The following is a 24,992-nucleotide window of genomic DNA, read 5'->3' on the forward strand; positions in this document are numbered from 1 at the left end:
CATCGACGAGAGGAGCCCGGATGGACCAGGCGGTATGGGACGAGATCTACGCTGAGCGGAACTGGAGCGGCGCGGTCAACGGCGCCCTGGCGGTCGAGGCCGCCGACCTCGAACCGGGACGGGCGCTGGATGTGGGTTCCGGCGAGGGCGGGGATGCGCTCTGGCTCGCGGCCCGCGGATGGCGAGTGACGGCGACGGACATCTCCCCCGTGGCACTCGACCGCGCGGCCGCGTCCGTGACCGCCGAACACGGGGACCGGATCGAGTGGGTCCACGTCGACCTGACCGCCGAAGCGCCCGAGCCGGGCGGGTACGACCTGGTCTCCCTGATGTACTTCCCGCTGCTGCGCAGCCAGGGCCCGACGGCGGTGCGTGCCCTGACCGACGCCGTCGCCCCGGGCGGGTTGTTCCTCATGGTCGCGCACGACCTGGGCGCACCTGCGGACCGGACCGCCGCAGGGCACGGGCACAACCACGACCACGGCGTGCCCGCCGGTGCCGGCCCGGCCGGCGGCAGTCCCTCACGGCAGTGGCGAGGACCGGACCCCGATGAGTTCCTGCGCCCGGAGGAGTTCGCGGCGACGCTGGGCGAGGGCTGGCAGGTCGAGACGCTGGAAACCCGTCCGCGGGTGGTACCGACCAGCGGGGCGGGCGTCGGCCATGTGGACGACGTCGTGCTGCGCGCCCGTCGGACCGCCTGACTCAGCCGGGGAGGTCCGCGCCGGACGTCACGCCTGCGGGCGCCGTTCCGCACCCGGATCGTCGTCGCCGTCGGCACCTGACTCCTCGGGGCCATCGGCGACGGACCCGCCGACCGCGCTCACGGTGGCCTCGGTCCCGACCGGCTCCGGCCCGGCTACGGCGTCGACCGCGTCCGGGTCGGCCGCCTCGGGCTCCGGATCGGCACCGGCCTTGGCATCCCGGAACCGGGCGAGTTGTTTTCGCGCCTCGGCGTCGGTGACCAGGTACGCGCTGATCCAACGGGACGCGGGGTGGGCATCCACGAGGACGGCCTTGGCGAACAGGGTCAGTGGGACCGCGAGGATGGCGCCGAGTGGGCCGACCACCAGAGTCCAGAACGTCAGGCTGAGGAAGCTGACCACCGGACTCAGCCCGACCGCATCGCCGGTGACCTTCGGCTGGATGATCGTCTGCACGGTGAAGTTGAGCACCGAGTAGACGACGATCACCCAGATCATCTGGCTCAACCCGCCGTCGACCAGGGCGATCAGTGCCGGCGGGATCAGGCCGAGGACGAACCCCACGTTCGGGATGTAGTTGGTCACGAAGGCGAGCACGCCCCACACGAGGACCATCGGCACCCCGATGATCGACAGTGCGATCACGTCGAGCACGGCCACGATCAGGCCGAACACGGTCGCGACGATCCAGTACTTGCGAACGCCGGTGACGAAGTCGGCCAGGGCGGCGGTGAGGTTGGGCCGTTGGGCGACGGACAGCTCGAACCTGCGCCCGACGTTGGTCGAGTCGATGGCCAGGAAGAACATGACGACCAACAGCAGTGCGGCCTGACCGCCTGCGGACGACATCCCCTCCAGCACGGTGCCGAGCAGCCCGACGATCCGGTTCAGGTCGAAGTCGCCGAGCACCCCTTCGAGCGTCTGCTCGTCGACGCCGAACTGGCTCAGCCACTCGATGAGGTCGGTGTAGATCGCTTGGAACCGATAGGAGTACGCCGGCAGTTCGGTGACCAGGCGGGCGACCGAGAGGGCCAGCATGATCACAAGTGCTACGAGGATCACGTACAGGAACAGCAACACCAGGATCGCTGCGACCATCGGGGGAACCCGGTGCCTGGTGAGCCACATCTGCAGGGGCCGGGCGGACACGATGAGCGTGAGCGCGAAGAACGTGGGCGCGATGATGCTGGACGCGAAGTGCAGGCCGACCGCGGCGATCGTGAGTCCCCCGAGCACGAGCGCCGTGGTCTGCAGTGAGGGCCGCGAGTTGACCTCGAGGACGCCCGTTCCTGACTGGGTGGACATGCTGCTCCTGTGCTGGGACCCGCTGACGATGACGCGGCGGGGGCTGCCCCGCGCGGCCAGTCTTCCACGCCGGGAGGTTGCTTTCGTGAAGCACCGCCCGGCGGCGGCCTCGGTCAGCGACCGGTCGTCAGCGCGCCGTCGGTGGCGTCGGCCCTGACGGCCGGCTCGATCGCGGCGGCCGGTTCGACGGCGGCCGGGTCGGCACCGGGCCCGTCGCCTTCGGCCGCACCCTCGCCCGGGCCGGCGGCGTGCGGCCGGTTCCGCTGGGCGATCCAGACCGCGGCGGCACCGAGGACCACCAGCACCGCGCCCATCGGGCCGGCCGGGGTGCCCGGCACGACCGCGTCGAGGAGCAGCCAGCCACCGAAGGCGAAGAACATCACTGCGGCGCCGAGCTGGATGACGTGCTCGGGCAGGTGCTTGCCGAGTACGGCGCCTACGACGATGGCCAGCGCGTCAGCGGCGACCATGCCGAGGGTGGAGCCGATCCAGACCCCGGCCCAGTCGTGGTCGGTGGCGAGAGCGACGGTGGCGAGCATCGTCTTGTCGCCGAGCTCGGCGAGGAAGAACGCGGAGGCGACGGCGATGAAGGCCGACCTCTTCACGCGGGCGGCCTTGGCCTCCTCGTTGTCGCTGAGGCTGTCACCGCGCAATGTCCAGAACCCGAAGAAGATGAATGCCAACCCACCGATGACGGAGATCAGGCCGGTCGGGATGGCGTTCCCGAGCACGTGGCCGAGGCCGACGGAGGCGACGTGCACCAGGGCCGTTGCGGCCGTGATCCCGCCGAGGACGACCCACCAGCGGTAGCGCAGCGCGAACGTCATGGCCATCAGCTGGGACTTGTCCCCCAGTTCGGCGACGAAGATCACGGCGAAACTCAACACGAGCGCAGACAGCACGGAGTAGACCCCTCATCGATCGCGGGGAATGCCCCGCGATCTTTGACATTACGCGCGCGTTCGACGCGGAATCAAATCCCGCGAAGTATTCGCATCACCGAATTCTCGAATAGTGAGAATGTTCGCCTCTGCGAACAATTATGAATTCGGCGGACCGAACAATTCACCGGGCCGCGGCACGCACCGCGTCCACGCCGCGGTTGGCGAGTTCGTCCGCGCGCTCATTGCCCGGATCGCCCGAGTGGCCCTTGACCCAGACCCAGTGCACCGTGTGCCGGGCCACCTGCTCGTCGAGGGACTTCCAGAGTTCCACGTTCTTGACGGGCTTCTTGTCCGCGGTGCGCCAGCCATTGCGCTTCCAGCCGGCCAACCAGGTCTTCATCCCGTTCATCACGTAGGAGGAGTCCACGTGCAGGGTCACGTCGCACGGCTGGTTCAGCGCACGCAGGCCCTCGATGACCGCGGTGAGTTCCATCTTGTTGTTCGTGGTGAGTTCCTCGCCGCCGAACAATTCACGCTCGTGTTCGCCGAAGCGCATCCAGGCACCCCATCCGCCCACTCCCGGGTTGCCCTTGCAGGCACCGTCGGTCCACATCGACACCACAGGGAGTTCGGGTTCAGCCATGACTGGCACCCTAGATCGTCGGAGCGGGTCCAGTCATACCGGCGGCCGCGCAGCACTGGTGCGCGGCCCGGCCGGGCGTCTACCTTGGGCATCAATCGAGACGGGATGTGGCCATGGGCGCGAACGACATCGATCCGAACACCGGCACCACGCCGCGATTCGTCTCGCGCGGTTTCACGGGTCGGGCACGCCGGGCCCGATCGGCCCGCCTCCCACCGGGACAGTACGACGTCGGCACCGGGTTCCCGGTGCTGTCCGCCGGCCCGACACCCAATACCCACCTGTCCCGCTGGGACTTCACCGTCCAGGGCCAGGTGGATCAGGTGCGGCACTACTCCTGGGCGGAGTTCCGGTCCCTGCCCCGCGAAGACGTCGAGGTCGACATCCACTGCGTGACGAGCTGGTCCAAGTTCGACACCCGGTGGGAGGGCGTCTCCGTGGACACGCTGCTCGGTGACGTCGAGTCCGAGGCGGAGTACGCGCTCGCGTTCAGTGATGGCGGGTACACGACCAATCTGCCGCTGGCCGATCTCACCGGCGGCCGAGCCTGGGTCGTGGACACCTACGACGGCGCGCCGTTGCGACCCGAGCACGGTGGCCCGGCCAGGCTGCTCGTGCCACACCTGTACTTCTGGAAGTCCGCCAAGTGGGTGCGCGGACTTGTCCTCGGCGAGGTCGAGGAGCTCGGCTTCTGGGAGAGGTTCGGCTACCACCGTTACGGGGACCCATGGCGCCAGCAGCGCTACGCCGGCGACTGAACTGGCAGGTGGCAGACGTGCTGAGCGTCACGGCCGAGACGCCGACGGCGAGCCGCCTGCGCCTCGCCGTCCACGACTGGGCGGGGCATGACGCCGGGCAACACGTGGACGTGCGGCTGACCGCGCCGGACGGTTACACGGCGCAGCGCAGCTACTCGATCGCCTCGCCGCCGCAGGCGCCGCACCTGGACCTGGTCGTCGAGCGCCTCGAGGACGGCGAGGTGTCGGGCTACCTGACCGAGGAGTTGCGCGGCGGCGACCTGCTCGAGCTGCGCGGGCCGATCGGCGGCTACTTCGTGTGGCCGGCGACGGCGGCCGGTCCGGTCCAGCTCATCGCCGGAGGCTCCGGCGTGGTTCCGTTCCTGTCGATGCTCGGCCACCATCGCGCCACCCGCAGCGAGACCCAGGTGCGGTTGCTGTACTCGGCCAGGTCCGAGGCGGATCTGATCGGCACCGGCGAGCTCGCCGGCGCCGGAATCTCGACGACCGTGACCCTGACCCGCGCCGCGCCGCCCGGTTGGGAGGGCCTGCGACGTCGGGTCGACGTGACGATGCTCGCCGAGCACACGCTCGCGCCGGAACGCTCGCCGCTGGTGTTCGTGTGCGGGCCGACGTCCTTCGTCGAGACCGTGGCAGCCGGACTGCTCAGCCTCGGTCACGACCAGTCTCGGATCAAGACGGAACGCTTCGGCGCCACGGGAGGACCCTGATGAGCACGCCACCGAACCCGCCGGACCGACGGCTGGACATCAACGCAGCCGCCGGACCGCTCGCCGAGTTGTTCGCCGTGGACCTCACGCTGGCCACGGTCCAGTGCGACGGCTGCGCGGTCACCACGGATCTGGCGCGGTACGACGTGTACGCGGACGGCCCCGGCCTGGTGATCCGCTGCCGGGGCTGCGACCACGTCGTGCTGCGCTACTCCACCGCCGGGGGCCGGCTGCGGCTGGACATGACCGGCACGCGCCTGCTCATCCTCCCGGGCGCGGGTTCGGGAGCCGCTGCGCGCCCAGGATCTTGACCATGGCCCGATCGGTCTCGGTAGCCGTGTGGTCGGTCCCAGCAGCGTCCGTCCAGGTGTAGGTCACGGTCGAGAGCAGGCCGGTGTCGGTGTAGCCGAGTCGCTCGTACAGCGCTTGCGCCCGGAGGTTGTCGAGCCCGACGCCGAGGCATGCGCGCGGATGCCCACGGCCGGCGATCCGGCGTTCCGCCTCGGCGATCAATGCGGTGCCGACTCCCCGCGAGCGGGTGCGCTCGGCCACGTGCACCGTGGCGATCTCCGGGATCGGGCCGAGCCTGTCGGCGACGTCACCGCCGTGGTAGCCGTCCCAATGGATGACTGCGGTGCCGACCGGGCGACCGTCCGCAGTCCTCGCCACGAGGTGGTCGATCAGTCCTGCCTCGGCCCGCGCGTGATGCGACTCGTGGGCGCGGCCTGCGGGCAGGGCGGCCTCCAGCGCGGCGACGTCCTCCGGGGAGGAGTCAGAGATCGAGACGGCAGCGGTGGATGTCACGGCACCCGAACGTCAGTTGGCCGCGAGCAGTGACCCGAGTGCCGAGGTGAAGAAGCGCAGGCCGTCCGTGCCGGAGCCCTCGGGGCCGAACCCGGCCTCGACGGCGTGCTCGGGGTGCGGCATCAGGCCCACCACGTTGCCGCGCGCGTTCGTGATGCCGGCGATGTCCCGGCGGGAGCCGTTCGGGTTGCCGACGTAGCGGAACACGACGCGTCCCTCGCCCTCGAGCTCGTCGAGGGTGGCCTCGTCGGCGATGAACTGCCCGTCCTGGTTCTTCAGCGGGACCACGATCTCCTCGCCGGCCGCGTACTCGTTCGACCAGGCGGTGGTGTTGTTCTCCACCCGCAGCGTCTGGTCCTTGCACACGAAGGTGAGGTGCTCGTTCTTGATCATGGCGCCGGCGAGCAGGTGCGTCTCGCACAGGATCTGGAAGCCGTTGCAGATCCCGAGGACCGGCAGCCCGCCGTTGGCGGCGTCCACCAGGGCGCCCATGATCGGGGCGAACCGGGAGATCGCCCCGGCACGCAGGTAGTCGCCGTAGGAGAAGCCGCCGGGCAGGATGACCGCGTCGACCTCGGCGAGGGAGTCGTCCGCGTGCCACAGCCGCACCGGCTCGGCGCCGACGAGGCGCACCGCGCGGGCGGCGTCCCGGTCGTCGAGGCTGCCGGGGAAGGTGATCACACCGATGCGGGCCATCAGTCCTCCGTGGCGACGTGCACCGAGACGACGTCCTCGATGACCGGGTTGGAGAGCACCTCTTCGGCGGCCCTGCGGGCCGCGGCGAGGACGTCCTCGGTCGCCTCCCCGTCCACCTCCAGCTCGAACCGCTTGCCCTGACGCACCGACGCGAAGCCGGTGAACCCGAGCCGCGGCAGCGCACCCGCGACCGCCTTGCCCTGGGGGTCCAGGATCTCCGGCTTCGGCATGATCTCCACGACGACACGTGCCATCTGAGCGGGACTCCCTGGTTCTACGAAAGGTGACGGGACGCCCCGATCCTACCGGCCGCCGTCGCCGGTCCGGCGAGGTGCCCGTAGAACGGGCAGTCGGCTCAGACGGCGCCGAGCACCCCGTCGAGCGGTGCGGGCACCCGGTCCAGGTCGAGCGCGTCGACGAGCGCCGGCGCGTAGGCGATCTTTCGCCCGCCGCGGGTGCCGAGGAACCGGCGGAGCTGGGCGGTCAGGGGTCGGTCCCGCTGGGCCGGTTGCTGCTGCATCGTCCGGAACGAGCCGAGTTCGCCGCGCTCGTCGATGACGGCCTCGACGGCGTCGGTGCCAAGGGCGCGGATCAGCTCGTCCTCGAGGTCGGCGACGCAGACGAAGAACCCGCGCTGCTCCAGTTGCGCTCGGGTCAGGTCCGCGCCGAGCCCGGCTGCGGCCAGTCCGCGCCGGTAGTAGCCGACCTCGGCCACGTCACACAGACCGGCGAGGTCAAGGCCGAGCCCGCGTGGGCCGAGCCGCTCGAGGTAGCGGCGGATGTTCGTGGCGCCGCCCATCGCGACGACGGCGACGCCCTCGGCGGCCAGATCCCGGCCCCGGCGGCCGGCCAGGCGTTCGAGCGCGGCGCTGTCACTGCGCCCCTCGACCAGCACCGCTGCACGCATGGCTCGGGTCAGGCGCCGAACGTCAGGCCGGTGATCCGCTCATAGGCCTCGACGTAACGGTCCCGGGTGCGGGCGACCACGTCCGCGGGCAACGCCGGCGGGGGCTCCTCCGAGTGCCGGTCCCACCCGGACTCCGGCGACGTCAGCCAGTCCCGGACGAACTGCTTGTCGAAGCTGGGCTGGGCCCGGCCGGGCTGCCACTGGTCGGCCGGCCAGTACCGGGACGAGTCCGGGGTCAGTACCTCGTCACCGAGGATCAGTTCGCCGCTCACCGGGTCGGTGCCGAACTCCAGCTTGGTGTCCGCAAGGATCACGCCACGCTCGGCCGCGATCTCTTCGGCACGTGCGTAGACGGCGAGGGTGGTGTCCCGGAGCCGGGAGGCGACGTCCTGACCGATCTGGGCGGCGACCACGTCGAACGAGACGTTCTCGTCGTGCTCACCGACGGCCGCCTTGGTGGCCGGGGTGAAGATCGGCTCGGACAGCCGGGAGCCGTCCACGAGGCCGTCCGGCAACGGCACCCCACACACCTCACGGGTGGCTTCGTACTCCACCAGTCCGGAGCCGGTGAGGTAGCCGCGGGCCACGCACTCCACCGGGTACATCTGGAGCCGACGGCAGATCATCGCCCGGCCGGCGACCTGCTCGGGCACCTCGAGCGAGACGACGTGGTTGGCCACGAGCGGGCTCAGCTGGTCGAACCACCACAGGCTCAGCGCGGTGAGGACGGCGCCCTTGTCGTCGATGGTCGTCGGGAGCACGTGGTCGTAGGCGCTGATCCGGTCGCTGGCCACGACCAGGACCACGTCGGTGGCGCCGTCGTCGGGCACGTACAGGTCGCGGACCTTGCCCGAGTAGGTGTGCCGCCAGCCGGGCAGCGCGGGTGGGGTGGTCGCCGTGTCGGTCACGGGTCCAGTCTGGCACCATCATCGCGGCCGCCCGCGCCTCCGCCCGGTCACGGCGCGGTCACCTCGAGGACGCCGTGCGCGCCGCGTTCGGCATCGCTCATCACGTGGTTGACGACCGGGTAGCGCCCGGCCTCGGGCATCACGAGCTCCACGAACCCGCCCTGTGCGGCGCCGAGCGCGAGGGTCTGCGCGCCGCCCCCGGTGGCCTCGCCGGAGGTCAGCAGGTAGGCGCCCTCGGCGAACACCGTGTCGAACTGGCCGCCGACGACGTGGAACGAGGTGCCCCGGTTCGGCCCGGCCGCGAGCACCCAGATCCGCACCCGCTCCCCCGCGACGGCCTCGAGTGGCGCGAAGTCGTAGGCGTTCGCGTACCCGTTGAAGACCACCAGGTCCGCCTCCCCCGCCGCGACCTTGGCGGTATCGACCTCGCCCCCCTGTTCGCCCAGGTAGTACTCGGACTGGATCAGTACGTACTCGCGGTCGACCGGCGCCAGGCCCGGCGGGTCGATGATCACCGCCCCGAACATGCCGTTCGCGATGTGGGCGCTCATCGGCATCGTGGCGCAGTGGTACATCCAGATCCCTGACCGGGTGGCCGTGAACGTGTAGGTGAGCGACTCCCCGGGCGCGATCGTGCGCATCGGCTCGTCCGGCGCCAGCGCCCCGGCGTGGAAGTCGATCGAGTGCCCGATGGTGCCGTCGTTGACCAACGTGATCACGAACGTGTCCCCGATCCGGCCGTGCAGGGTGGGGCCGGGCGCCGTTCCGTTGAACGTCCAGAGCGTCTGGGTGACCCCGGGCGCGACCTCCCTCTCGGCCTCGCCGACCGTGAACGTGTACTCGTGCGTGGTACCCGCCGGGATCGAGGGGACGACGGCGTCCGGCGCCTCCCAGCCCGGCCCGGGGGTCGCGCCAGGGTCGAGGTCTGCGGCGGCACCGGCGCCGGTGCCGCCGGCCGGGTCGTGGCCGTCGTGCTCCGCCGCACCGCCGGCGTCGCCCTCACCCGTCGCGGCCCCCGCGTCCGTGCCGCCACCGGTCACCTGGATGGCGAGCACCATGCCCATCTGGCGGTGCCCGATCACCGAGCACCAGGCGTCGAGGGACCGGCCCACCACGCCGACGTCGATCGTGGCGGACTCCCCGGGGGCGAGCCGCCCCGAGCTCATGCCGTTGTCGAGCACCAGGTCGTGCACCTGGGTCGCGTCGGTGTTGTGCACCTCGAGCACGAGCCGGTTCCCTGCTGGCACCTCGATCGCATCCGGCGTGAACCGCATGTCCGCGGCCTCGACCACGACGGTGGTGCTCTGCCCGGTCCCCGCCGCCCCGGCGCCTGCTCCCGCGCCCGCGCCGACCGCCGCCGGGTCCGCGGCGACTGCCGCTGCGACGGCGAGGGCGAGGGCGGCCAGACCGGCCACGGCCTGGCTCCGATACCGGTGTGGCACCGGTGCGACCGGACCGGTCGTGGGCGGGGTCCGCCCGGCCGAGCGCGCCCGGCGGTTCATCACCGCGGCGGCCACGAGCAGGGGCAGGAAGGACCCGAGCCCGATCAGAACCGCGAACGACGCCGCGACGAGCACAAGCGAGGGCACCGGTGCCACGCCGAGCACGAGGCCCGCGTTGGCGACCGCGACCCGCCACCCGGCGCCGCGCTCGATCGTGGTCATGGTCGCGCGCAGGACCGCCGGCCCACCGCCGAGCACCACCGGTGCCAGGTACGTCATCGCGCCGATGAGCACCTGGGCGGCGAACCCGGCCGCGAACGGGACCGTCACCGCGCCGACGGCGTCCGCCAGCTCGGCCCAGTCCGGGGTACGCGCCACGATGACGATCAGCTGCACGAGGCCGAACACCAGCCAGCAGATCCCGGCCAGCACGGACAGGGTGGGCATCGCCGTCGGCGGTTTCGTGCGCGCCACCCGGAGCATCGGGGTCCCGATCCAGGCGATCCCGACCAGGTAGCCGACCAGCCCGGCCAGCACCAGGATCCTGGAACCGGCGGCCGCGCCGACCGCGATCGCCACGACCGAGCCCGCCAGGATCCACAGCGCGCGCCGGGAGGCGGCCTCGCCGTCGGGGTCGATGCGGGTGCGCAGCATGGTCGGCCAGAGCGTGACGAGCGTCCCGAGCACGGTGAGGCCGACGAAGCCGAGCAGGTTCACGGCCACGTGCGCCACCTGCAGGCGCGCCTGCCACTCGTCGGCCGGGCCGCGGGCCATGAGGACGCCCAGGCCGGCACCGACAGGCAAGAGCCAGGACGCCACGACGTAGTAGCGGATCGTGGCGGCGAACCGGGAGGAGAGGGCACGCCGGGCCCGCAGCGCCAGGGCCGTCCCGTGCGCGGCCATCGCGGCGCCCACCATGATCGCGCCGGCGAGCACCAGGAGCCAGATCCCGGCGACCACCCCGGCCACGGTTGCGATCACACCGACGTTGAGGGCGACGGCGCGCACCGTCTGCCAGCGCCGGGACGCCGGCCGCCGGCGTAGCAGTGCGTCCGTGAAGTGGGTGCTCCACACCCCGATGGCGTTCGTCACGGCGCCGAGCAGGAGCAGGTGCACGAGCAGCCAGCGCTGCTCGGGGATCCACCGGTGCGCGATGGCGACGACCACGACGGCGAGCAGCCAGAACGCGACCGGCGCGTTCGCGCGCAGGTGGTGGCGGGAGCGGTCCGGCATCGGCGGGAGCGGCGGGCGGCCGCCGCGTCCGTCCTCGGCCGTCGTGGGGCCGTCCGGAGCGGCCGGGTCCCTGGGTCCGGTTCGGGACCGCATCGCTCAGGCCTTGGATTCGGGCACGCGCGCAGGCACCTGCTCGGGCAGGTGGAGCACACACGCCCCCCGCTCGGCGAACGGCACGAGGCGCACTCCGACCGGGTCCGCACCGGACTCCTCCAGGAACCCCTGGACCATGCCCAGGTGCACGCCGCAGACCACGTGCTCGTGTCGGTGGGCGGCCTCCAGGAGTGGGCACCGGCGCAGCCGGACCACGTCCGAGCCGTGCTCCGGGTCGGGGTCGAAGCCGAGCCCGTCCAGGGTGTCGAGCACCTCGTCGTAGGCGTCCCCGGAGCCGACGTCCGGGGAGTCGGCGGGACCGGAGCCGATGCGCCTCGAGCCGGCGGGATCGAGAGCCAGGGACCGGCGGGCGGACGCCTGACGAGCGGCCGATCGGCGGGCCAGGTCCTGACCCCAGTATCGGCCGGCCGTGATCCCGGCCTCACGTGGATCCTCACTGGTCCGGGCGACCTGGGCGGCGAGCGCGGTCGCCAGGCCGACGTACTCCTGGGTCGCCATCGGCGCATCCGGCTCGGTGGCGGCGTACAGCCAGGCCGGCCGGCCCCTCCCCTTCGCCGCGGCCCGGGTGCGCGTGACCAGTCCGGCCTCGATGAGGGCGTCGAGGTGCTCCCGCACGGTGTTCTGGTGCTGGTGCAGTGCCTGGGCGAGGGCGCCGACGGTGCACGGGGCGGACTGCTGCGCCAGCAGGTCCAGCACGGCCCCGCGAGCCGCGCTCATCGGCGTGTGCACCGACGCCGGTGGCAGCACCGGCCGCGGTCCAAGGTCCGACGGGCGACCTCGATTAATTATCACGGAATGCAGTGTAATAAAGTTTGGACGCCACGCACACCATTCCGGAGGACGTCATGACCACGCTCGTTGTCGCCAGCACCCAGGCCGATGCCACCGCCGTCGAGGAGCTCCGCGCCCGCCACACGGAACTCGGGGCCGCGCTGCGGGCGCGCACCGATGCCCTGTTCGCCGCCGCTGCCGGCGGCTCCGTCGCGGCCCAGGCCGCCCGGCGCGAGGTGCAGGAGTTCACGGCCGCCGCAGTGCTGCCGCATCTGACCCGGCTGGCCGCCGACACCCTCGCGCAGGCCCGTGAGCATGGCGGGACCCGACTCCTGGCGCAGAGCCTCGCGGGCCAGCAGGCGGGCATCGTCGGCGCGGCCCAGTCGCTCGCCGACGCGCCCGACCCGATCGCCGGCGTCGCTGCGGCCGGCGCCCTGACCGCGCTCACCACCGCCCACCTCGCCGACGTCGACGACCACCTGCTGCCGGCCCTGGCGGCCCTGCCGGGCGTATCGCTCGCCGACCTCGCTGCGACTCTGCCCACCCTCGGCGACGCGGGCCACGGCCACGCCTGCGGATGCGGCGGCACCGAGGCGGCGGAACCAGAACTGGATGCCCGGACCGTGCCGCACGCGATCCGGCACGCAACCGTCTTCGGGGCGCTTGATGCGGTGCGGCCCGGAGCGTCGATGATCCTCGTCGCACCCCATGACCCGCTGCCATTGCTGGCCCAGTTGGAGCAGCGCCGGCCCGGCGCGTTCGACGTGACATACGTCGAGCGGGGCCCGCAGGCCTGGCGGCTGCGGTTCAGCCGGAACTGAGCGATTCCGCGGCGCATCGCCAGGGGGCGTCACCGGCGAAACGGCGCGTCGAGCCCGGCGCTGCGTCACTGATTCACGTGACGGGTCGGTGGCGCAGCGGCACGTCCGGCCTGGCGTCTGCGCCGGGTCCGGACGGCATAATGCCTGGCATGGAACTCGACGCCGTCTCCGACCTCACGGAGCAGTTGGGTCGGTCGCTGGTCACCGCGGCGAACGTCGAGGCCGGCACCCAGTCCTGGCTGAGGTTCGACGTCGAGTGGTCGCAGGCAGGCACGCAGCACAGCGGTCGCGCGTACCTGACCGACACCGGGCACGCGGCCCCACGACCCGTGCGGGTGCCGGACGCCGCCGTCGGAGCTCTGGCCGCGCTGCGCGCGCACATGAGCGCACCCGGCAGGGGCGCGTGGCTGTCCGCGACGGCGTCGATGACTCCGCCGGGGTCGCTGGACGTCAGCTACAACTACGACCGCCGCCCGTACTGGAACTCGACCACCGGCTCGATGCTCGACGCGCCGGAGGAGCCACCGGTGCCCACCGACGAGAAGTGGCTGGCCGACCTGCGCCGCCACCCTCGGGAGCGCGACCTGGTGCCGGCCTGGCTGACCCTGGATCACGTGGAGGGTGAGGAGGCGGCCCGGTTGCGTGCCGCGCTGGGCACGATCGGGCACCCGCAGCGCGGGGTCGTGCTGCCCGGCGACGATCCGAACGCTGCGCTCGAGGGCACGATCGAAGTCATCCGCTACGGCCCTCGCCACTACGGGGTGCAGATCGAGGACTACGGCCAGCACGAACTCCTGGCCGAGCACTTCACGGAGCGCGACGCCTGCGCGACCGTCTGGGGCTATCTCACCGCGCCGGTCCCGCAGCCGCTCCAGATCCCGACGGCGGAACTCGCCCAGCGCGCGCAGGCGGCCCAGCGTAGTTACACCGATCTACACGCTCGGCTCATGCAGGCAGGGCCCGGTGGCATCATCACGAACCTCGCGGCCGGAGTGCCCTACGACCGGATCGGAGTGCTCGACGGCCTCTACTTCTACCCCTGGCGCACGCCCTGGGAGCAGCGTTCGCTGCCGCCGGCCGCAGCGGGCGAGGGCGCCCAGGAGATCATCCTGATGGCGATGCAGCCGGTCGAGGTGCAGGCCGAGATCGTGCCGCCGTGGTTCGACCAGCCCGGCGGCGGCATCCGGTTCCACGTGGAGGGCAAGGGCCGCGGGGTACGCGACCTCGTTCGCGCCGGGGTGCTGCGTCAGGTCATCGCGTTCGGCTGAACAGGGGCTGTGTAACCTTTCGCGACCGGTGTGCGTGTGAGTGGGTGTGGACCACATGCGAGACGGAGGTGTCATGGACGGGCCCGAACTCGCCTTCGCGGACGAGGACCCGGACACCGCGTTCGACGCGTTCGTCCGGGAACGTGGCCCTGCGCTGTACCGGGCCGCCTGGGCCCTCGCCCTCGACCGGGCCGACGCCGAGGACCTGACCCAGGAGGCCCTGGCCCGCACCTACCGGCACTGGCGGCGAATCCGGCGTGCGGACACCGACCCGTTCGCGTACGCCCGCCGGATCCTGGTCAACCTCCGGGTCGATCGCTGGCGCCGGCGCACCCGCGAGTCCGCGACGCTGCGCGAGTACGCGAGCGGTCCGCGACCGGCGGAGGTGGCTTCGGGCGTCGAGGACCGTGCCGAACTGGCCGGCCTGCTCGAGCGCCTGACCCTGCCCCAGCGTCGCGTCGTGGTGCTGCGATACGTCCTCGACCTCCCCGTTGCCGTGGTGGCCCGGGAACTGCGGATGAGCGAGAGCAACGTGAAGACGACCTGCTCGCGCGCACTCGCCGTCATGCGTGCCGACCGGACGCCGTCCGACCTGGAGGACTCATGAGGAACGTGGAACAACTCCTGCGTGAGGTGCCCGCAGCACTGCCCGAGCCCGACCTCGACGCTGCGTCGATCCGGGCGCGCGCTCGCCGGTCGCGGCACCGGAGCGCCCTCGTGGTGAGCACCGCCTGCGCCGTCCTGGTCGCGGGCGCGATCGTCGGGGGGCTTCAGGTCGGCGCCCGAACACCCACGGTCCTTCCGGGCACGGTGACTCCCTCCACAAGCCCGGGGCCGACAGGCCCTCCGTCAGGCGCCGGCGCACCCCTACCCGTCCTCGTGGTGGAGCCGGAGTCGGTCCGGTCGGTCATGGAGGCCCAGATCCAGGGTGTGCTGGAGGTGGATGCCGACGGGTGCGTCGGCATCCGGACCGTTGACCTGTTCTCCCTCGCCGCATTCCCGTACGGCACGACGATGGGCCGCGACGCCGAGGAGGCCGACGACCTCGTCGTCACCTTCCCGAACGGGACCGAGGTGCTCCTCGGCACCTCGGTCGTGGGCGGGGGCGGCTGGTACAACGACCCGGCGTTCGCCGACACGCTCCTGCCCGACGACCTGCCCGAGGCGTGCCGCTCGCTGCCCCTGGTCCAGTTCTCTCTGACGGAGTAGGCACCATCCGGCGTCGACATGGCGGAACCTGCTCGCCTACCGTCGAGGAATGACCCACGATTTCGCCACCAAACCCGTCCTGACCGGGGATCTGGTCACCCTCCGCCCGTTCGAGGAGGCGGACCTGCCCGCGATCGCCGCCGTCCTGAACGACCCCGTTGTGGGCCGGCTGACGATGAGCTACACCAGCACCGCCGAGCTCGAGGCCGACAACACCGGGGTCGAGGACGTGCGGGAGTTCTACCTCCGTAACACCACCGCGACCGACCGCCTCGACCTGGCGATCGTGGACAACGCGAGCGGCGCCGTCGTCGGCGAGGCGGTTCTCAACGACTACGACCCGAACGCGTCCTCGTGCAACTTCCGGATCCTGATCGGCCCGGCGGGCCGCGGCCGCGGGCTGGGCACCGAGGCAACCCGGCTGATCACCGACCATGGGCTCGACGTGATCGGCCTGCACCGGATCGGCCTCGACGTGTTCTCGTTCAACCCGGCCGGCCGGCGGGCCTACGAGAAGGCGGGGTTCGTGTTCGAGGGCACCAAGCGGGACGCCGCCGTCTTCGACGGCGAGCGCATCGACGAGCACTTCATGTCCCGCCTCGCCACCGACCCTCGCCCGTAGTCCGCCCGCGCCCACCGCACGGGCAGAACGGCCCATCGCGAGGGCGACCACCGCCGTCGGGCATCTTCTAGGCTCAGCCCTAGATGTCTACCGCCCGACCCAACCCACCGCGCCGCAAGCGGCCCGTCACGCGGGCCCGCAAGCGGGTGAGCCGGACCATCGGCACCGTCGTGACCACGATCGGCGTGCTGTCGACGGCCGTCACCTGCGGGGTCGGCGAGGTTTACTCCGGCGGGATCCAGGCGGTCGACGTGGGGCTCGGGGTCTTCCTCGTGGTGATGCTCCTCACCTGGGCGGTCGGCGCGGTCTGGGCGTCCGTGGTGCTGATCGGGCAGGCGGCCGTGCGGATCCCGCGCCGACGGCGGCTGCGGGCGTGGGCCAAGGGTGCGGGTTGGGCGTGGTTCGCCAAGGGCAAGCAGATCCCCGCGCAGCAGGCGTCCGCGGCGAGCGTGTGCCAACCGGTCCGGGACCTGAACTCCGACAAGCGCGCCAGGTTCTCCGAGCTGCTGACGGGGCACTACCGCGGCCGGATGGGGCTGTCCTTCCATTTCGAGCGGGGCAGCGGGTACCTGCTCGAGGTGGAGCAGGTCATCGCGCGACGGCTGCGGAACGTGCTGCCGCCGGTGAGCCTGATCGACCGCGCCGAGGACGACGTGTTCACCGGTCAGCAGGTGCGCTTCGAGTCCGCCACGTTCAACCACCACTGGCGGGTCGACGCCGAGGATCCGCGGTACGCGTCGGCGTTCACGCATCCCCGCCTGATGGAACTGCTCAACCACGCCGACGACTCCGTCACCGAGATCCACGTGCGTGGGGACTTTCTGGTCTCGCACGCCCCGACGAACCTGACCCCGCAGTTGCTCGAGACGCACCTGCGGATCCTCGCCGAGATCGACGACGGCGTCCCCGAGTGGGTGTGGCGCGAGTACGCGGGCACCACCAGCGTCCGGAGGCGGACGTGACTCGTCACTGCCCGGTGCGCCATGCGCCGCTGCCGGCAGACACCCACACCCGGTTCGGGGTGGCGGTGTCCGCGCCGTATGCTCGAACGGTGCAGATGACAATCACGATCGGTCGGCGGCGCAACCGTCGTGCAGCGGGTTCCCTGATCGTGAGGTTCGGGTGACGGCCGAGCGCTGGGTAGGGGTCAACGAGGGTTCGGGCGCCTGGGCGGACGCGGCCCACGACATCCTCACCGAGGTGGCCGGCCATCACCTCGCCGTCATCACGCGTGCCGATCTCGCCGAGCAGGTCCAGTCCCGCAGCCTGCTGCGCACCCGCTCCCCGTACCGCACCTGGATCGGGAGCGTCCTCGCGATCGTGGTCACTCGCGCGCACGCGGACGGCCTGCCCCCGCTGACATCGCTGGTGGTCCACCGGGCCGGCGGGGACGTCGAGACCGAGGAGAGCGTCACCCAGGCCCGCTTCGCCTGCTACCGGCGCTACGCCGACGACATCCCTGCCGAGGTCATCGCCCTCGCCGATGCCGAGGCTCGCGCCAAGGAGGCCGAGGCCGAGAACGCCACCCGCGCCCGCCGCACCGGAACTCGAACCCGCGCACCTCGGGTGAGCAAGCCGACGGCGCCCGAGGAACTTCCCAAGATCTGCCCGACCTGCTTCGTCCAGCTCCCCGCGTCCGGGATCTGCGACGACTGCGGCTAGATCCGGGCGGAGCGGACCTGATGTCCACCGATCGGCTCCTCACCTGGGGCGCGGAGCTGCGTGCCGTGCACGCCCGGCTGCGCGAGGCGATGACACTGGCCCGGGACACGGTCGAGGACTCGGATCCCACCGTGCCCATCCCGCGGGACCTGTTGTTGTACTGCTGGGGCTTCTGTTCCGCGCTGACAGGGCATCACCGCAGTGAGGACGCAGCGCTGTTCCCTCAGATCGAGGCCGCCCACCCGGACCTGGCGCCGGTGCTGCGGGGCCTGACCCGGGACCACTCGATGCTCGACCATCTCATCGGCGAGCTCGGCCGCACCCTCGAGGCCGGGGCACCGCGCGAGGACACCCTGCGCCACCTCGACGGCATCGAGGCGATCATGGAGACCCACTTCCGGTTCGAGGAGAAGCAGCTGATCTCGGTGCTGGACGCCCTCGACCTTCCCGGCCCGGCCGGTTCAGCAGTCGGTTCAACAGACGGCGCCGACGGCGATCGACGGCACTACCTCGGCCCTCTCGCCTGAGCAGGAGGCGGGCCGGGGCTGACAGGATGACCGGATGAGCATCCCGCCCGCGGCCGAACCGTCCGGCCCCAGCCCTCTCGAGGGCTCGCTGGCCTCCTTCCTGGCCGACTTCCACGCACTGGCGAGCCTCGCTGCCTCGCACTCGACGCCGGAGACCTCCGGGGAACCACTGCTGCCGGTGCTCACCGCGCACCTCGGAGTCGACCCACGCACTCCCGCCACCCTCACCGAGGAGATCAGCCCGCTGCGCACGGCGGACGCGGACGTCGCCCTGGAGCACGTGATCGCGGCGCACGGCGGCGGCGAACAGCTCGGCATCGGTGGCGGGGACCAGCGCTGGCACAACTCGCTCAGCGAGATCGTGCAGTACGCCGGCCAGCACGGCATGTTCCCGATCGGGCCGGTCGAGTTCCGAACCGTCCCGGTCGGGCCGGAGACCGAGCGGTCAGTGGTCGCGTTCGGCCTGCACCTGTTCGCCTTCGACGGCAACCCCGTCGCGGTCCTGCAGCGCGGCAGCAACCCGCAGTTCGGCGCGGCCGCCAAGCTGGAGGTGCTCACGCCTGACCGGGAGGTGGCAGCCGCCTTCCTGACCCAGATCCGCACCGCGATGAACAGCCACAGCGTGCTGCGCGGACAGGTCGTCACGTTCACCAGCTCCGAGTACGGGCCGAGCGCCGGCGGGGTCACGTTCCACGCCCGCCCCGCCGTCGGAGCGGGTGACATCGTGCTGCCCGAGGGGACCCTGCACCGGATCGAGCGGCACGTGCTCGGCATCGGCGCCCACGCCGAGGCGCTCGCCCGCGCCGGCCAGCACCTCAAGCGCGGGGTGCTGCTGTACGGGCCGCCGGGCACCGGGAAGACCCTGACCGTTCGCTATCTGGTGGGCGCCGCGAGCGACGCAACCGTGATCCTGCTCTCGGGGCAGACGCTCGCACTGGTGTCCCTGGCCGCCGAGACCGCCCGCACCCTGGCGCCGGCGATCGTGGTCCTGGAGGACTGCGACCTGGTGGCGGGCGCGCGCAACCCGCACACCTCCTCCCCGTTGCTGTTCGAGGTCCTCGATGCCCTCGACGGCCTGTCCGCCGACTCCGACGTCACGTTCCTGCTCACCACCAACCGGGTGGACGTGCTGGAGCCCGCGCTCGCGCAGCGGCCCGGCCGGGTGGATCTCGCCGTCGAGATCCCCCTGCCGGACGCGCCCGCCCGGCGCGCCCTGCTCGACCTGTACGCCCGGGACCTCGCCTTCTCCGCGCAGGCCCGCGAGGAGGTCGCGGACACTGCAGCCGGTGCCACCGCGAGTTTCGTCAAGGAACTCGTGCGGCGCGCGGTGCTGCTCGCCGCCGAGACCGGCGCCCCGGAACAGGTCGGTGACGACCAGCTGCGTTCCGCCGTCGCCGAGATGATGTCCGACGGCGACGCGATCACCCGGGCGACCCTCGGCGCCTCGGGACCGGACGGAGCGCCCGATGGCTTCGACGAGGACGAGGCGGACGACGGGTACGGGGCCGGTGGGACCAGCGGGGGCTGGTTCGCTTACGCCCCCGGGTCGGGCGGGGTGTGCCGGCCCGCGAGCGCCACCTTCTCCTCGGACCTGCACTTCGAGCCAGGTGCCGGCGACGGCCCGGAGGGAGTTCCTGGTCCGGGCCGCGATCCGGACCCCGGTCCCGACGGCGGCGAAGCGCCCGCGTAGATCGGTGCGCTCTCTCGTCGGGCGAGGCGGCCACCGCCGCGATTACCCTTGACGCCGCGGGGGCGGTCCGCGGCATCCTGGGGCGTCCCGTCCGCCGATCACGCCTGGAAGGCCGCCCGATGACACTGCGCTGGAGCACCCTGGACACCGATGCGGTGCCCGCCTGGGCCGAGCTGACGAACCTGCTCGCGAAGGTCGACCGCACCGAGGAGTACTACGAGCCGGAGGACCTGGCCGAGGAGCTCGGCGAGCCGGGCTTCGACCCCGCGCTGGACTCGATCGCGGTGTGGGACGGGGACACCCTGGTCGCCTACAGTCAGCTCCGGGTCTCCCTCGCGCTCACCTATGAGGGCACGGCCCGGGCGATGATCGGCGGCGGCGTGCACCCGGATTGGCGCGGGCAGGGCATCGCCACCCGGATGTTCGACGAGATGGAACCGCGCGGGCGGGCCCTGGCCACCGAGCGTCACCCGGGCGAGCCGTTCGAGCTCCGCGCGTCCGGCGGCCTGGAGTCGGACCCGGTCCGCCCGCTGCTGACCGGGCGTGGCTACGAGATCGTCCGGTACTTCACCGCGATGCAGCGCCCGCTTCCCGGGGACCCGCTGCCCGAGGTCACCGACCCGCGGGTGGGGCCGGTCACGCCCGAGCTGGCCGAGCCGCTGCGGCTCGCGCACAACGAGGCGTTCGCCAGCCACTGGGGTTCCGCGCCGCAGGAGCCCGAGCAGTGGGCCAAGGGGATGGAGGCCCGGTCGCTGCGGGTCGCGACGTCCCGGGTCGCCGTGGAGGACGGCGTGGTGCTCGCCTACGTGATCACCGGCCAGTGGGTGGACCGGGAGCTCTACATCAGCATCGTCGGCACCCGACCGTCCGCACGCGGCCAGGGCCTGGCGCGCCAGGTGCTGACCGCGAGCCTGACGGCCGCGGCGGCGACCGGCGAGTACGACCTGGTCGAGCTCGACGTCGACTCCATCAACCCGACCGGCGCCGGCCGCCTGTACGAGTCGGTCGGCTTCACACCGGTGCGCACCACCGCGACGTTCGCCAAGGTCGACCGGACCGACTGACGCTCGATGCCCGACGGCGCAGCCGCCGTCGGGCTCTTGCGCGTGACGCCGGACTACTCGGGGCGCTGCGCGACGTAGACCCACTCGCGGCCGGGCCGGTCCGGTGCGTCGCGCACGTCGCGGACGACGTAGCCGGTCTCGACGAGCGAGGCCTCGACCTCCTCGCGAGTACGGAACCGCAGCCTCGACGTCGACTCGATGCGGACGCCGTCGACGTGGAAGACCGTCGGCGATGAGAACTCGAGCACGCCATCGGAGTAGGAGATGATCTCGGTCCAGTCCTCGACCAGGCCGGCCGGGCCGCAGTCGACGATCTGGTGGGTCGCCTCCGGCGTCCAGGCCTCCCAGGCACGCACCTCCGGCCGGCGGGCCTCGAACACCAGGTGCCCACCGGGCCGCAGCGCCCGGTGGATGCCGGCCAGCGTGGCGACCCAGTCGTCGTCGCTGGTGAACACCTGCGAGACGTTCGCGGTCATGGTCGCGGCGTCCACGGTGAGGTCCGGCAGTGCGGTCGCGTCCCCGTCGAGCCAGCGGACCCGGTCCGCTCCCGGCTTGCCGCGGGCGACGTCGACGCTCGCCCGGGCCGGGTCGACGCCGACGACGTCGAGGCCCCGGTCGGCCAACATGATCGCGAAGGTGCCGGTGCCGCACCCGACGTCGAGCACGCTGCGGGCGCCGAGCTCGTCGGCCAGCAGGGCGACGTAGACGTCGAGGTCGCGGCGGTCGGGGTCGAGCGCGTCGTAGACGGCGGCGAGTCGGGGCTCGTCGAAGATCGGATCGGGCACGCCCGTCACGCTAACGGGCATGCCCAACTGATTTCCGCGGTCGTCAGGCCTGGATGATCACGGGCGCACCGTTGGCGACCAGGCGCCAGTCCGTCGCGGCGAAGACCGAGGAGTCGATCTGGCCGACGGCCGTTGCCCAGTCGATGATGAGCTGACGGATCTCGACCTGGGCGTTGTAGACCACCGGGGCAGCCACCACGCCCGGGAAGTTGCCACCGCCGGACTGGCGGTAGTTGTTGATCGCGATGACGAACCGTTGCGCGGGGTCGATCGGGGCGCCGTCGTAGCTCAGGCCGACGATCCGGGATCCGGGCGCCTGCGCGATGTCGATGTCGTAGGTGAGCGGCGCGGTGAAGCCGCCCATGATGTCGTAGTTGTAGTCGGGCGTGCCGTTCGGCGCCGTCGGGGTGACGGCGTTGGTGACGTCGTCCGGGGCGAACGGTCCGGTACCGGTGATCTGCTTGAAGTAGGCCGCGGACTGCTCCAGGTAGGCGAGCACCTCGGCCCCGGTCAGCGTGATCGCCAACAGGGTGTTGTCGAAGATGTACATGCCGGCCACGTCCCGCACCGTCACGTCGCCCGCGGGAATGGCCGCGTCCCGGTTGAACGGGGCCGCGATGGACAGCACCGGAAGGTCGGCCTCGGGCGTGCCGGCCAGGGCCTGGGTGACGGCGTCCGACTGGACGTGGTTGATGAAGTCCATGGCCGCGGTGTCCTCGTACCGTGAGGTCTGCGCGGACATCGCGGTCAGGTTCGTGCCGATCACCGAGTTCACGTAGCCGCGGACCGTCTCATGGTCGGCGGTGAGGATCTCCACGATCGCCGGGTCCTCGGGCACAGAGTTCGCGTTCAGCAGGCGGGAGTGCGCGGACTCCACGTGCCAGCGGCCGCGTTCGGAGACCAGGTCGAGGTCCATGACGCTCAGCCGCATGCCCCAGCGCAGCGGTTCGGTGAGCAGGACCTGCTTGCCGGTGGCGGTGTTGGTGACGAAACGCTCGACGATCTCGGAGTGTGCGTGGCCGACGAGGATCGCGTCGATGTCCGGCACCTGCTCGGCGACGAGGGTGGCGGCGTTCTCCGGGTACGGCAGGGCGTCGCCGTAGGAGCTGGACGTGTCCGCGCCGGAGTGCGCCGAGACGATGATGATGTCCGCCCCGCGGCTCTTCATCCGCGGCACGAACACCTGCGCCTGCTCGACGAGGCCCGGGAAGTGCAGGATGCCCTCCACGTTCGCCTTGTCCCAGATCGCCACGCCCGGGGTGACCAGGCCGAGGATGCCGACCTTGATCGGGCGGGCCCCACGCGGGCGGACGGTGTGGATGACGTAGGGCTCGTAGGCGGGTTCACCGGTGAAGTCGTCGACGGCGTTCGCGCACAGCAGCGGGAAGTCCAGCTGGTCGACGAACGTCTGCAGCGTGTCGAGGCCGTAGTTGAACTCGTGGTTGCCCATCGCGGCGGCGTCGTAGCCGATCGCGTTCATGGCGGCGGCCATCGGGTGCACGTGCCCACCCGTGATCGGGTCGATCCTGGCGTAGTAGTACGCGAGCGGCGTGCCCTGGATCGTGTCCCCGGCGTCCAGCAGCAGGGTGGTGCGCTCGCCACGCTCGGCCCGCATCGCGCTGACCAGCGTCGAGATCTTCGCCAGGCCGATGTCGTTGCCGGCCGAGTCGGTGTACTCGCCGTCCTTGAAGTAGTCCCAGTTGAACACGTTGCCGTGCAGGTCCGTGGTGCCGAGCACGGTCAGGCGGCGCCGGTGCGCGTCGTTGCGCCCCGGACCCCCGGTGTCGGTGTTGCCGGCGTGCGCGGCGTCGGCACCGATGAGGCCCGCGGCCGCAGCGCCGGCGGTCCCGACGGCGGCCATCCCGAGCAGGCGACGCCGGGACACCTCCGAATCGAGGAGGGCGGCGTGCGCGGTCTTCGCGTCGGAGGTGGGGGTGGGCTTGTGGGCCATGGGGACTCCTCGTCGAATCGCCGGCGGCCTCGTGGGCCGCCGGGGTGGGGCGTCCGCCGGGGGGGCGGACCGCGACGACACTACTCAGGTCGGCCCGACCTGCACAGGGGGGTCGCCGATGAACGTCCGGTGACCACTGGGCCTCGACCTGCCGCGACGGCCGACCGGGCCACCCTGGCGCGCGCGGAGCGCCCGGGTGGCCTCCGTCGGGAGCGTCAGAGAGCGGCGGCGATGTCGCTGCGGTGCTGGCCGCCGTCGATCCCGATCCGCTCGACGCCCGCGTAGGCGGCCGCGCGAGCGGCCGGCAGGTCCGCGCCGGTACCCACCACGGACAGCACCCGACCACCCGCGGTGACCAGGCCGCCGTCGGCCATGGCCGTGCCCGCGTGCAGCACGTGCACGTCGTCGAGCGCCTCGGCGGCGTCGATGCCGGTGATCGGGTCGCCGGAGCGGACCTGCCCGGGGTAGCCGTGGGCGGCGATCACGACGGTGACGGCGGCACCGTCGGACCAGCGCAGGTCCGGCAGCCGGTCCAGGGTCCCGGTGGCGGCGGCGTGCAGCGCGGTGGCGAGGGAGGACTCGAGGCGGGCGAGCACCACCTGGGTCTCGGGGTCCCCGAACCGCGCGTTGAACTCGATCACGCGCAGCCCGCGCGAGGTGAGCGCAAGGCCGCAGTAGAGCAGGCCGACGAACGGGGTGCCGCGGCGGGCGAGCTCACGCACGGTGGGCAGCGCGACCCGGTCCACGACCTGCTCGACGAGGTCGTCGGGCGCCCACGGCAGCGGCGAGTACGCACCCATCCCGCCGGTGTTCGGTCCGGCGTCGCCGTCGGCGAGGCGCTTGAAGTCCTGGGCGGGCGCGAGCGGGACCACGTTCTCGCCGTCACAGAGGCAGAACAGGGAGATCTCGGGGCCGTCGAGGAACTCCTCGATGACCACGGTGGCCCGGCGGCTGCGGTTCACGCACTCGGCGGCGTGGGCGAGCGCGGCGGCCCGGTCCTGCGTGACGACCACACCCTTGCCCGCGGCGAGGCCGTCGTCCTTGACCACGTACGGAGGGCCGAACGCATCCAGCGCGGCCTCGGCCTCCTCGACGGTGCGGCACACGTGCGCCATCGCGGTCGGGACGCTCGCCGCGGCCATGACGTCCTTCGCGAACGCCTTCGAGCCCTCCAGCGTCGCCGCGTCACCGTTCGGTCCGAACACGGGGATCCCCGCGGCGCGCACGGCGTCCGCGACCCCGGCGACCAGTGGCGCCTCAGGGCCGACCACCACGAGGTCGGCGTCGAGCTCGCGGGCGAGCGCGGCGACGGCGGCCGGGTCGTCGGCATCCACGTCCCGGTTGGTCGCGAGCGCGGCCGTGCCGGGGTTGCCCGGGGCCACGGTCAGCGTGCTCGTCGCGGAGTCCGCGGCGAGCGAACGGGCCAGGGCGTGCTCGCGGGCACCGGAGCCGATCAGCAGGATCTTCACGGACAGCGAGCCTACCGGGCCGCCCCCGTGCGCGAGTGCGCGCGATCA

At 72.1% G+C, this 24,992-nt stretch carries 27 protein-coding genes; 14 read left to right on the plus strand and 13 right to left on the minus strand.

Annotated elements, in window-relative coordinates:
- Positions 1–20: 20 nt before the first annotated feature.
- Positions 21–701: a class I SAM-dependent methyltransferase gene (locus GKS42_RS23515; RefSeq protein WP_154796027.1), complete on the plus strand. Its 681-nt coding sequence runs from the start codon at positions 21–23 to the stop codon at positions 699–701.
- Between the two features lie 27 nt (positions 702–728).
- Here the strand turns inward: GKS42_RS23515 and GKS42_RS23520 are convergent, their stop codons facing one another.
- The 3 genes from GKS42_RS23520 to rnhA all read right to left on the minus strand — a co-directional run bounded on the left by GKS42_RS23520 (position 729) and on the right by rnhA (position 3,533).
- Complete coding sequence (locus GKS42_RS23520; RefSeq protein ID WP_154796028.1) at positions 729–2,006, minus strand: AI-2E family transporter; 1,278 nt, start codon at positions 2,004–2,006, stop codon at positions 729–731.
- Between the two features lie 113 nt (positions 2,007–2,119).
- Complete coding sequence (locus GKS42_RS23525) at positions 2,120–2,908, minus strand: TMEM165/GDT1 family protein (protein WP_154796029.1); 789 nt, start codon at positions 2,906–2,908, stop codon at positions 2,120–2,122.
- Between the two features lie 163 nt (positions 2,909–3,071).
- Positions 3,072–3,533, minus strand: a complete 462-nt coding sequence (gene rnhA / locus GKS42_RS23530) for a ribonuclease HI (protein ID WP_154796030.1) — start codon at positions 3,531–3,533, stop codon at positions 3,072–3,074.
- Between the two features lie 113 nt (positions 3,534–3,646).
- Between rnhA and GKS42_RS23535 the strand changes: the two genes are divergently transcribed.
- The 3 genes from GKS42_RS23535 to GKS42_RS23545 are packed head-to-tail and all read left to right on the plus strand — an operon-like array spanning position 3,647 to position 5,312.
- Positions 3,647–4,291 carry a molybdopterin-dependent oxidoreductase gene (locus GKS42_RS23535; RefSeq protein ID WP_154796031.1) on the plus strand — a complete coding sequence of 215 codons (645 nt, stop codon included), beginning with the start codon at positions 3,647–3,649 and terminating at the stop codon, positions 4,289–4,291.
- Positions 4,292–4,308: 17 nt separating this feature from the next.
- Positions 4,309–5,001 carry a ferredoxin reductase gene (locus tag GKS42_RS23540; protein WP_232847821.1) on the plus strand — a complete coding sequence of 231 codons (693 nt, stop codon included), beginning with the start codon at positions 4,309–4,311 and terminating at the stop codon, positions 4,999–5,001.
- Positions 5,001–5,312, plus strand: coding sequence for a DUF6510 family protein (locus tag GKS42_RS23545; RefSeq protein ID WP_154796033.1), 312 nt, complete (start codon positions 5,001–5,003; stop codon positions 5,310–5,312). The genes GKS42_RS23540 and GKS42_RS23545 overlap by 1 nt, the downstream gene beginning before the upstream one ends.
- On the opposite strand, the gene GKS42_RS23550 is transcribed toward GKS42_RS23545, so the two are convergent.
- From GKS42_RS23550 to GKS42_RS23580, 7 genes are all read right to left on the minus strand, one after another.
- Positions 5,263–5,805, minus strand: coding sequence for a GNAT family N-acetyltransferase (locus tag GKS42_RS23550; RefSeq protein WP_154796034.1), 543 nt, complete (start codon positions 5,803–5,805; stop codon positions 5,263–5,265). The two genes, GKS42_RS23545 and GKS42_RS23550, sit on opposite strands and share 50 nt — an antisense overlap.
- A 12-nt stretch (positions 5,806–5,817) precedes the next feature.
- Positions 5,818–6,501, minus strand: a complete 684-nt coding sequence (gene purQ, locus GKS42_RS23555; protein ID WP_154796035.1) for a phosphoribosylformylglycinamidine synthase subunit PurQ — start codon at positions 6,499–6,501, stop codon at positions 5,818–5,820.
- Positions 6,501–6,755, minus strand: a complete 255-nt coding sequence (purS, locus tag GKS42_RS23560; RefSeq protein ID WP_154796036.1) for a phosphoribosylformylglycinamidine synthase subunit PurS — start codon at positions 6,753–6,755, stop codon at positions 6,501–6,503. The genes purQ and purS overlap by 1 nt, the downstream gene beginning before the upstream one ends.
- 101 nt (positions 6,756–6,856) lie before the next feature.
- A complete protein-coding gene (locus tag GKS42_RS23565; RefSeq protein ID WP_154796037.1) occupies positions 6,857–7,408 on the minus strand; it encodes a TOPRIM nucleotidyl transferase/hydrolase domain-containing protein in 552 nt (183 codons plus the stop codon).
- An 8-nt stretch (positions 7,409–7,416) separates the two neighbouring features.
- Positions 7,417–8,316: a phosphoribosylaminoimidazolesuccinocarboxamide synthase gene (locus tag GKS42_RS23570; RefSeq protein ID WP_154796038.1), complete on the minus strand. Its 900-nt coding sequence runs from the start codon at positions 8,314–8,316 to the stop codon at positions 7,417–7,419.
- A 47-nt stretch (positions 8,317–8,363) separates the two neighbouring features.
- Positions 8,364–11,084 carry a multicopper oxidase domain-containing protein gene (locus GKS42_RS23575; RefSeq protein WP_232847822.1) on the minus strand — a complete coding sequence of 907 codons (2,721 nt, stop codon included), beginning with the start codon at positions 11,082–11,084 and terminating at the stop codon, positions 8,364–8,366.
- 3 nt (positions 11,085–11,087) lie between these two features.
- Positions 11,088–11,822: a helix-turn-helix transcriptional regulator gene (locus tag GKS42_RS23580; protein ID WP_154796039.1), complete on the minus strand. Its 735-nt coding sequence runs from the start codon at positions 11,820–11,822 to the stop codon at positions 11,088–11,090.
- 128 nt (positions 11,823–11,950) lie between these two features.
- Here GKS42_RS23580 and GKS42_RS26995 point away from each other — a divergent pair, with 128 nt between their 5' ends.
- The 10 genes from GKS42_RS26995 (at position 11,951) to GKS42_RS23630 (ending at position 20,739) form a co-directional block, all read left to right on the plus strand.
- Positions 11,951–12,697 (plus strand): DUF2249 domain-containing protein, encoded by a 747-nt coding sequence (locus GKS42_RS26995; protein WP_154796040.1) that lies wholly within the window; start codon positions 11,951–11,953, stop codon positions 12,695–12,697.
- A 149-nt stretch (positions 12,698–12,846) separates the two neighbouring features.
- Positions 12,847–13,965: a TNT domain-containing protein gene (locus tag GKS42_RS23590; protein WP_168217967.1), complete on the plus strand. Its 1,119-nt coding sequence runs from the start codon at positions 12,847–12,849 to the stop codon at positions 13,963–13,965.
- Positions 13,966–14,038: 73 nt separating this feature from the next.
- The gene (locus GKS42_RS23595; RefSeq protein WP_154796042.1) at positions 14,039–14,572 is read left to right on the plus strand and encodes a sigma-70 family RNA polymerase sigma factor; all 534 of its coding nucleotides are present in this window, start codon (positions 14,039–14,041) and stop codon (positions 14,570–14,572) included.
- Positions 14,569–15,174, plus strand: coding sequence for a hypothetical protein (locus GKS42_RS23600; RefSeq protein ID WP_154796043.1), 606 nt, complete (start codon positions 14,569–14,571; stop codon positions 15,172–15,174). The genes GKS42_RS23595 and GKS42_RS23600 overlap by 4 nt, the downstream gene beginning before the upstream one ends.
- 49 nt (positions 15,175–15,223) lie before the next feature.
- On the plus strand, positions 15,224–15,796 hold the full coding sequence (locus tag GKS42_RS23605) for a GNAT family N-acetyltransferase (RefSeq protein ID WP_154796044.1): 573 nt from the start codon (positions 15,224–15,226) through the stop codon (positions 15,794–15,796).
- An 83-nt stretch (positions 15,797–15,879) separates the two neighbouring features.
- Positions 15,880–16,758: a hypothetical protein gene (locus tag GKS42_RS23610; RefSeq protein WP_154796045.1), complete on the plus strand. Its 879-nt coding sequence runs from the start codon at positions 15,880–15,882 to the stop codon at positions 16,756–16,758.
- Between the two features lie 160 nt (positions 16,759–16,918).
- Positions 16,919–17,458: a hypothetical protein gene (locus GKS42_RS23615; RefSeq protein ID WP_154796046.1), complete on the plus strand. Its 540-nt coding sequence runs from the start codon at positions 16,919–16,921 to the stop codon at positions 17,456–17,458.
- A gap of 20 nt (positions 17,459–17,478) precedes the next feature.
- On the plus strand, positions 17,479–17,985 hold the full coding sequence (locus GKS42_RS23620; protein WP_154796047.1) for a hemerythrin domain-containing protein: 507 nt from the start codon (positions 17,479–17,481) through the stop codon (positions 17,983–17,985).
- Positions 17,986–18,019: 34 nt separating this feature from the next.
- On the plus strand, positions 18,020–19,675 hold the full coding sequence (locus GKS42_RS23625; protein WP_154796048.1) for an AAA family ATPase: 1,656 nt from the start codon (positions 18,020–18,022) through the stop codon (positions 19,673–19,675).
- A 119-nt stretch (positions 19,676–19,794) separates the two neighbouring features.
- Entirely contained in the window at positions 19,795–20,739 is a 945-nt protein-coding gene (locus GKS42_RS23630) for a GNAT family N-acetyltransferase (RefSeq protein ID WP_154796049.1), read from the plus strand.
- Between the two features lie 53 nt (positions 20,740–20,792).
- Here GKS42_RS23630 and GKS42_RS23635 read toward each other — a convergent pair whose 3' ends face one another.
- The 3 genes from GKS42_RS23635 to purD all read right to left on the minus strand — a co-directional run bounded on the left by GKS42_RS23635 (position 20,793) and on the right by purD (position 24,944).
- Positions 20,793–21,524, minus strand: a complete 732-nt coding sequence (locus tag GKS42_RS23635; RefSeq protein WP_210769254.1) for a class I SAM-dependent methyltransferase — start codon at positions 21,522–21,524, stop codon at positions 20,793–20,795.
- Between the two features lie 43 nt (positions 21,525–21,567).
- Complete coding sequence (locus tag GKS42_RS23640; RefSeq protein ID WP_154796931.1) at positions 21,568–23,385, minus strand: 5'-nucleotidase C-terminal domain-containing protein; 1,818 nt, start codon at positions 23,383–23,385, stop codon at positions 21,568–21,570.
- Positions 23,386–23,690: 305 nt separating this feature from the next.
- Entirely contained in the window at positions 23,691–24,944 is a 1,254-nt protein-coding gene (gene purD, locus GKS42_RS23645; protein ID WP_154796051.1) for a phosphoribosylamine--glycine ligase, read from the minus strand.
- Positions 24,945–24,992 lie beyond the last annotated feature (48 nt).

This window comes from Occultella kanbiaonis (assembly GCF_009708215.1).
Lineage (GTDB): Bacteria > Actinomycetota > Actinomycetes > Actinomycetales > Beutenbergiaceae > Occultella > Occultella kanbiaonis.

Excerpts from the sequence above, each read along its gene's own strand:
- GKS42_RS23580 (WP_154796039.1), bottom strand. The coding sequence starts at position 11,822 with ATGAGCGCGGCTCGCGGGGCCGTGCTGGACCTGCTGGCGCAGCAGTCC.
- rnhA (WP_154796030.1), bottom strand. The coding sequence starts at position 3,533 with ATGGCTGAACCCGAACTCCCTGTGGTGTCGATGTGGACCGACGGTGCC.
- GKS42_RS23545 (WP_154796033.1), top strand. The coding sequence starts at position 5,001 with ATGAGCACGCCACCGAACCCGCCGGACCGACGGCTGGACATCAACGCA.
- GKS42_RS23600 (WP_154796043.1), top strand. The coding sequence starts at position 14,569 with ATGAGGAACGTGGAACAACTCCTGCGTGAGGTGCCCGCAGCACTGCCC.
- GKS42_RS23625 (WP_154796048.1), top strand. The coding sequence starts at position 18,020 with ATGAGCATCCCGCCCGCGGCCGAACCGTCCGGCCCCAGCCCTCTCGAG.
- purQ (WP_154796035.1), bottom strand. The coding sequence starts at position 6,501 with ATGGCCCGCATCGGTGTGATCACCTTCCCCGGCAGCCTCGACGACCGG.
- GKS42_RS23620 (WP_154796047.1), top strand. The coding sequence starts at position 17,479 with ATGTCCACCGATCGGCTCCTCACCTGGGGCGCGGAGCTGCGTGCCGTG.
- GKS42_RS23630 (WP_154796049.1), top strand. The coding sequence starts at position 19,795 with ATGACACTGCGCTGGAGCACCCTGGACACCGATGCGGTGCCCGCCTGG.
- GKS42_RS23565 (WP_154796037.1), bottom strand. The coding sequence starts at position 7,408 with ATGCGTGCAGCGGTGCTGGTCGAGGGGCGCAGTGACAGCGCCGCGCTC.
- GKS42_RS23590 (WP_168217967.1), top strand. The coding sequence starts at position 12,847 with ATGGAACTCGACGCCGTCTCCGACCTCACGGAGCAGTTGGGTCGGTCG.
- GKS42_RS23515 (WP_154796027.1), top strand. The coding sequence starts at position 21 with ATGGACCAGGCGGTATGGGACGAGATCTACGCTGAGCGGAACTGGAGC.
- GKS42_RS23595 (WP_154796042.1), top strand. The coding sequence starts at position 14,039 with ATGGACGGGCCCGAACTCGCCTTCGCGGACGAGGACCCGGACACCGCG.
- GKS42_RS23640 (WP_154796931.1), bottom strand. The coding sequence starts at position 23,385 with ATGGCCGCCGTCGGGACCGCCGGCGCTGCGGCCGCGGGCCTCATCGGT.
- GKS42_RS23605 (WP_154796044.1), top strand. The coding sequence starts at position 15,224 with ATGACCCACGATTTCGCCACCAAACCCGTCCTGACCGGGGATCTGGTC.
- purS (WP_154796036.1), bottom strand. The coding sequence starts at position 6,755 with ATGGCACGTGTCGTCGTGGAGATCATGCCGAAGCCGGAGATCCTGGAC.
- GKS42_RS23575 (WP_232847822.1), bottom strand. The coding sequence starts at position 11,084 with ATGCGGTCCCGAACCGGACCCAGGGACCCGGCCGCTCCGGACGGCCCC.
- GKS42_RS23610 (WP_154796045.1), top strand. The coding sequence starts at position 15,880 with ATGTCTACCGCCCGACCCAACCCACCGCGCCGCAAGCGGCCCGTCACG.
- GKS42_RS23535 (WP_154796031.1), top strand. The coding sequence starts at position 3,647 with ATGGGCGCGAACGACATCGATCCGAACACCGGCACCACGCCGCGATTC.
- GKS42_RS26995 (WP_154796040.1), top strand. The coding sequence starts at position 11,951 with ATGACCACGCTCGTTGTCGCCAGCACCCAGGCCGATGCCACCGCCGTC.
- GKS42_RS23520 (WP_154796028.1), bottom strand. The coding sequence starts at position 2,006 with ATGTCCACCCAGTCAGGAACGGGCGTCCTCGAGGTCAACTCGCGGCCC.